Genomic DNA, 7,145 nt, shown 5'->3' with positions numbered 1-7,145 from the left:
ACGACGAGAGACCACCGGCATGAGCACCACCGGCATGAGCACCGAGAACAGGAAGACCACGATGCAGTCCGAGTCCGAGTCCGAGTCCGAGTCCGAGTCCGGGCCTGCGCCGGTGTCGTTGCTGTTCGGGTCGGGGGCGATGCGGCGGTTGGGGAACGGAAGGAAACGGGCTGTGGTGGTGCCGGCGGCCCGGGCGGTGTTGCTGGGCGTCGGGTCGTCGGTAGTGGCGCGCGTGCCGCCCGGGGCTACCCGCCTGCCGTTGCAGGTCATCGCCCGTCACGACCTCCCCGGTGGCCTTGACCGACTCCCCGAGCTGGCCGAGACGGCGGGTCTGACGCTCGCTGATCTCACGATCGAGCCGCAGTGGTCCGGTTACATCGAGAAAACGCGGGCGAACGTCCCGGGTGCGGCGGTGCTGCTGGTCGTGGAACCGACCGGACCGATGACCGGGACTCTGTCCGGGACTCTGTCCGGCAGGAAGAAAAAGAAGCCGGGCGTGCGGGGGGCTTTGGCGTGGTATCGGGTGGATCTGGACTTGCTGCCCCCGCCGGCTGCGCCGATCGACCCGGCTGATCGGAAAACCCTGGCCGCGCGGATCACGACGGTTCTCGATCGCCTCGCGCCAGCAGCGGAGACCCGGGAGGCGGTCGACGCTGCCGTCGAGGTGCTGCTGCAGTCAGGGCGGGCCCGCGGGACGGTCTCCCGTGAACTGCGCGCCGAGGTCGGGGCGGCACGTGTCGACGCGGCGGTGGCGTGGCTACGACGGAACAAACTGCTGGTCGGGTTGGGCGCGGAGCGGGTATGGAGCCCCCGCCTGCTCGTCGGGTTACGCGTCCGGATGCCTGTCTCACAGGCCGGCGACCGCACCCCTGAACCAGACCGGCCGCCGCCGGCGGCGCGGCGATAACCCCGCCATGTCGTCCCCCTCAGAGCCCGGAGCCGGGCCCGATGCAGTGAGCCGCGGCCGCGGGTATCGGATCGAGGCCGATGTCGAGTTGTCCAGCGACTGGCTACCGGCTGCGGCGTTCACGACGGTGTATACGACGGTGGAGGCTGCGATCCCGGTCGCGATCGAAGGTGTCGACGACGCCGAGATCGACGAAGTACGAATCGTGCACGTGGGCACCGGATGGGTGGTCTGGCGGTCCACCGAGGAAGAATTCGAGTAGCCGAACCCGCCGAGGTGCGGTCGGGAGCGAGGAGCCGGTGCGGCCACGCTGCGTCCGGGCCGCGTTTCCGGTCCTCGCCTCCCGGGGTGACCGCGGTCCGGGCCGCGTGCCGATGACCACCTGTGTCAATTGCCCGGCCCGCGCGGGCTGCGCCGGGTCTTACGGGCTGTTGACCACGGCGTTGTCCTCACCGGATAGCCCACCGGAGCCGGGGGCGGAGTGACCGATGAACGGGTGGTGACCCGAGGTCAGGCCCGAGGCCCCCACTCGATGTACGTCGCAAGTCCGGCACAGCCCGCTACGTCGCCGCTGTGGTCGCCCGCGCCTGTCACCGCGGCACCGTCACGAACGTATCGGAGTTATGGCGCTCACAGGCGCGCCGTAGAGAAATGAGAGTTGAATCATGAACCTTTTTGATCCAGCGGGTCGAGGGGAGAGACCTGATAGTCGCAGAGAGGGGTCGCCCACGCTGCGAAATAATGATCAGAATACGGTTCCGTTGCGGATCCAGAAGCCCCGATCGAAGGGTACCGGACGCCGCTCACGGCGATTCCAAGCCGCCGTAGTATCGGCTGGTCTGACATTCCTTGCTCTGCTTGTGTCGGCAGCGTTTCTGTTCATCACAGAAGACAGCAGGATCACGATAGAGGGTGATCTCGTGGGCTTGATGACATCGCCTTCCCGTAAGGTTGCGGACGGATTCTTTCCGTCCTCTTCTGGTGGTTGCGCGGGGGGCGGAGAATTCGCTGATGTACGAGCGGGGGCGCAGATCTCGGTGTTAAACTCAAAGAGGGAATTAATCGGTTCCGGACACCTGGAGGAACCCAACATTTCAGGGAGTTCGTGTCGATTCAAATTCAAAATCGATGGCGTCTCGAAAAGTGGGTCATATCGAGTTAGTATTGCTGGCCGTAAGCCGTTGTCCTGGTCAGCGGCGGAAGTTGAAGCCCCTGGCGGGATTCGAATGGTTCTCGGGGCGTGAGCGCTGGGGAATTTTTGCGGGGAAGGTTCTTCGCGGGGCTTTGAGAGGTGTCCGGTGCGGGCTCGGGGCAGAGGTGGGGCGGTGCGGGCGGGTGCTGCCGCGCCGTTTCCGGTCCTCGCCGCCCCGGGGGCGGCTGCGGTCCGGGTCGGCTTGCCTCAGCCCGTTCGGTCCGACCGTTGCGCAGGACTGGTCGCCGTTGCCCTCACCTGCCGTCTGCCCGCGCCTGTCGGCCTGCCGCTCCGGCAGCGGCCGGGCCCACCCGCTCAAGATCAGACCGACCACACCTATGCATCATCTGATGATCTTTGGTCCGGCGAGGTAGGGTGAGGCTTGTGTTGCGGGTGACGGCGATCGGCGCGGGAGCGGTGGAGTACCTCGTTCGCGGGTCGGGGTGTGCTGCACATGAGTCCCGGGCGCCGGAGGGTGTCGACTCTCCGGGCTACTACGAGAAGGCGGTGGCCGCGGGCGAGCCGGCCGGGTACTGGTTCGGGTCGGGGATGGCTGGTCTCGGGTTGCCGTTCACGGCGTGCGAGGTGGCGTCGCCTGGTGATGTGCGTGCGGTGTTCGGGCAGTTGCGACATCCGGATTCGTCGGTGAAGAATCCGGTGTTCATCGGATCTCGCCCTCGGAATTATCTGTCGGCGGAAGAGCGCGTCGAGCGTGCGATCGCGCGGGAGAAGGGGTCTCCGAGCGCGGAGCGTGTGGAGGAGATTCGCCGGGCCGCGGAGTCGGATGGTCGCCGGTCGGTGGCGTATTACGACTGGACGTTCAGTGCGCCGAAGTCGGTGAGCGTGTATTACGCGGCGCTGTTGGCAGCGGGTGCGGTGGAGGACGCGGAGAAGGTCCGGGCGGCGCATGGGTCGGCGGTGGAGGCGGCGGTGTCGTTTGCGGATGCGCGGGTTGCGGTGACGCGGACGGGTCGTCATTCGGGTCCGCGGTCGGCGGCGGGGATGGGGACTTTCGAGCAGGGTTCGGGGACGACGTGGTCGTTGTGGTCGCATTCGACCAGTCGTGCTGATGAGCCGCAGTTGCACACGCATGCGGCGTTGCTGAACCGCACCGTGACCTCTGGGGGGAAGATCGGCGCTCTGGATGGAGCGTCGTTCGCCGGGATCAAGCAGGCGGTGGACGCGGTCTACCAGCAGGCCCTGGAGCAGGAGGTGAGTGCTGCGACCGGGGTGGGGTGGCGGGACCGTGCGGATGGGTTGGCGCGGGAGATTGCCGGTGTTGATGAGTCGTTGTTGGCGTCGGCGTCGACGCGGCGGGGGCAGGTCGTGGCGCGGGCTGAGGTGTTGTCGCAGCAGTATCGGGCGCGGTCGGGGCGGGAGCCGTCGGTGACGGTGTTGCGGGAGATCGCGCAGACGGCGGTGTTCGACACGCGCGCGCCGAAGTCGGCGGATGCGGGTCCGGTGGCTCTGGAGCGGTGGGCTCGGGAGCGTGCGGAGGAGCTGCGTGGTTCGTTGTCGTCGATCGCGGAAGCCGCTGCGGGTGGGGGGCGGGGTGAGCGGTTGACCCGGGACGGGCTGCTGGCGGGTGCGGTGGAGCGGGTGTCGGCGTTGTATGCGGTGTGGGACATCGGGAATCTGATGTTGGCGGTCAAGGCTGGTGTCGGTGACCGGTGGGCTGATTTGGGGCTCGGCGCTGCGTCTGCGGTGGAGCGTGCGGCGGCGTTGGAGGGGTGGGCTCGGGAGGCGGTGGGCCGTGCGGATGTGGTGCAGGTGTCGATGACTGAGCCTGCGCCGGTGCCGGATGAGTTGCGCCGGGACCGGGGTGCCCGGGTGGGTGCTGATGGGTCGGCGGTGGTCGGGGACGGCGGCTACGTGCTGCGGGGGGCGCATCGTGAGCGTTACACCTCGGCTGCGCACCTCGGGCGGGAAGAGGCGGTGGTCGCGCGGGTGTCCTCGGCTTTGGACGTCGGTCTGGTGGCGGAGAAGACCGCGGGGGTGCGGGCCGAGCTTGATGAGCTGGGTTTGTCGGCGGATCAGGTGCAGGCGGTGTTGCGGGTGTTGACCTCGCGGGTCGCGGCTGATGTGGTCGTCGGTCCGGCGGGAGCGGGGAAGTCGCGCACCATGTCGGCGCTGGCGCAGGTGTGGTCCCGCGAGGTCGGGGGGCGTGTCCTGGGGGTGACGACGTCGCAGATCGCGGCGAACAACCTCGCTGACGCCCACATCGACGCGATCAACACTGCTGTGTTCGGTGGCCGGTTCACCCCCGGCTCCGACGGTCAGGTCCGCGACCGGCTGGGGGCGGGGGATCTGGTTGTCGTGGACGAGGCGGGGATGACCTCCACCGCTGATCTGGACCTGATCATGAGGGTGGCTGCGGGTGCGGGGGCGAAGGTCGTCCTGACCGGTGACCCGGAGCAGTTGGGCGCGGTCGGCGCGGGTGGGTTGTTCTCCCATCTGGTGGAGCACGCGTCGTCGGTGACCGAGCTGCAGACGGTGCACCGCTTCGCCCAGGAGTGGGAGAGGGCGGCGTCGTTGCAGGTCCGCGGCGGGGACACCGCCGCGGTCGCGGCGTATCTGTCTCGGGGCCGGTTGCATGCCGGGACGGTGGAGGAGATGGAGGCGGCGGCGGCTCGGGCGTGGCTGGCCGACACCGTCGCCGGGCGGCAGTCGTTGCTGATCGTCGGTGGGAACGAGCAGGCCGCGCAGCTATCGGAACGGTTGAGGGAAGAGCTGGTCAGACTCGGCCGGGTCCAGGCGGAGCCGGTCGGGTGGGTGCACGGTGTTGGCCCGGGCGGGCAGGTGGTGTCGGTCGGGGATCGGGTCCAGGCGCGGTTCAACGACCGGTCCATCCGGGTGGACCTCCCGGCTGGTGCCCGTGGGGGGCATCGGTGTGCTCAGGTCACCAACCGGGAGGTCTACACCATCGTCGGTGAAGCCCGGGATGACAGGGGTGATCACTTTCTGTTGGGGCGTGACGGACAGGGTGTGACCGCGTATTTCCCCGCTGCTTATGCCGCTCAGTATCTGCGGCTGGCCTATGCGGGGACGGTGCATGCGGCGCAGTCGTTGACGGTTGACACCGGGCACTCGGTCATCACCGAGGAGATGGGCCGGGACGCGGTGTATCCGGCGATCACCCGGGGCCGGGTGGAGAATCATGTGTGGCTGGTCGCCGCCCGCCCGGCGGATGCTCATGATCCGCAGGCCCTAGCGGAGACGGCGAGGTCGCGGTTTTCGTCGGTGATCGAGTTCAGTGGGGCGCAGACCTCGGCGGTGGCTGCCCGCGCCGAGGCGCAGGATCAGGCGCGGTCGTTGGTGACGCTGGCCGGGGACTGGTTCGACCTGGCCCGGATGCAGCACCGTGAACGGGCCGGCCGGCTTCTGACGGGGGCGTTGGGTGCGGTGAACGCGGCCCGGGTCGAGGCTGAGGGCGGTCGCGGGTCGCTGCTGGCGGTCCTCGCGGAGTCGGAGTTGGCCGGGCATGACCCGGCGCGGCTCCTCTCCCAGGTTGCGGGCTCGCGGGAACTGGACTCGGCGGAGAACGTGTCGGATGTGCTGCGGTGGCGGATCGCCGGCGCGGTCAGTGGACGGGTGCCGGAGGACCCGGTCACCGCCGCGACGGTGTTCGAGTCGTGGACCGTTACTGGTGATGGTGTTCATGCTCGGCAGCGGAACCGGTTGGCGCCGTTGATCGTCGACCGGATCGGCGTGCTGGGGCGGCGGGCTGCTGAGCAGGCACCCGGGTGGGCGGTCGAAGCGCTCGGCGCGGTGCCCGGGCCCGGTACCGGCGAGTGGTCGGAGTGGGTGCGCCGCGCGGGTGTCGCGGCCGGGTACCGGGAATACAGCGGGATCGCTGATACCGCGGCCAGTCTGGGGCCGGCGCCGGCAGCTGATGACGTCTATGCCCGGGCGTGGTGGACCCGGGCGGTCGCCGCCCTCGGCGTGGATGCCGCGTTGGTGGAGCATCGGCGGCTACCGGACGCGGTGCTGGCGGAGAAGGTCCAGACCTGGGAACGCGTGCACGCCGGCGCCCCGATCTATGCCGCCGAGCAGTTGTGGGCGGCACACGAGCGGCTGCACGACGCGCGGGTGAACGCGCACCTCGCGGCCGCGGCACGGGACAACCCGACCGGTGGCGCGGCGGCGCGGGAGCTGGCCGAGATCAACGCCCGGACCGCGCAGACCCTGGCCACGCTCGCTCACGACCAGGTCGAGACGTGGACGGCAGCACACGAGCGGCGCACCGGCTGGTACACCGGTGTCCGTGACCTCGCCGAGGACGCCCGGCACGCGGCAGAGGAGCTACATCGGCGTGGCCGTACCCGGAGCACGTCGATGGTGGTGCCGGTCGAGGACCGGCCCCGGCCGCGGCGGGAGTTCGCGATGCGGACCGGCACCGACCGTCTCCGTACCGACCGTTTTCGGGCTGGTAGTAGCGCTGCGGCCGGTGCTGGGCTGAAGGTGGAGTCGGTCGGGTCGCGGGAACGTGCCCGCGCTGAGGAAGCGTCCCGGCGTCATCACCTTGACCAGCACGATGTGCCGCGCCTCGACCAGCATGTCGAGCAGCGCCGCAGCCACGGTCTGGGATACAGCTGATGACCGCCCATCCGTCGTTGGTGGCGGCGCTGGAACAGCTCACCGCGCTGGTCACGGCGTTGGATGCCCGGATCAGCCACCTCGAAACCGTTGTCATCAGCGCTGACGACGGTGAGAGCGGGCCGGGCACTGCGGACGGGCTACGGCCGGTGGCTTGGCCACAGCTCGACGCCGCGGACGCAGCAGCGGCGTGGGACGAACTCGGAACATGGGTGGGGCAGGTCCTGACACCGACCCTGGAACCGTCGGTGCGGCAGATCCCGCCGTGCTGGCCAGCGCACTCTTGGGGCCGTGAGACGTTGTCGTGGCTGCACGCCGCCTACCGGCAGGCCTACAGCCCGCACGGCTCAGGTTTCCAGGCTGCGGAGTGGCATACCCGGTGGGTGCCGCACGCTTACGCCGCGTTCGCCGCGCCCGAGGCGGCGCAAGGCGGGTTCTGTGACCGTCCCG

3 protein-coding genes and 1 pseudogene are annotated in these 7,145 nt (G+C 69.4%); all 4 read left to right on the top strand.

Going from position 1 to position 7,145, the window contains the following annotated elements; translation table 11 throughout:
- The coding region (locus Ae331Ps2_RS29835) for a hypothetical protein (RefSeq protein WP_217695672.1) at positions 1-907 on the top strand (907 nt) is incomplete at its 5' end.
- A gap of 46 nt (positions 908-953) precedes the next feature.
- Complete coding sequence (locus Ae331Ps2_RS29830; protein ID WP_075313379.1) at positions 954-1,169, top strand: hypothetical protein; 216 nt, start codon at positions 954-956, stop codon at positions 1,167-1,169.
- A gap of 1,314 nt (positions 1,170-2,483) precedes the next feature.
- Positions 2,484-6,695 carry a MobF family relaxase gene (gene mobF / locus Ae331Ps2_RS29825; protein WP_175582034.1) on the top strand — a complete coding sequence of 1,404 codons (4,212 nt, stop codon included), beginning with the start codon at positions 2,484-2,486 and terminating at the stop codon, positions 6,693-6,695.
- Positions 6,695-7,145, top strand: a pseudogene (locus Ae331Ps2_RS32875) (hypothetical protein); the annotation flags it as partial. The gene mobF and the pseudogene Ae331Ps2_RS32875, both read left to right, overlap by 1 nt.

Source organism: Pseudonocardia sp. Ae331_Ps2 (assembly GCF_001932405.1).
In the GTDB taxonomy this organism is placed as follows: Bacteria; Actinomycetota; Actinomycetes; order Mycobacteriales; family Pseudonocardiaceae; genus Pseudonocardia.
The sequence above is the reverse complement of the archived record's forward strand: the minus strand, read 5'-3'. Positions and strand labels throughout refer to the sequence as shown.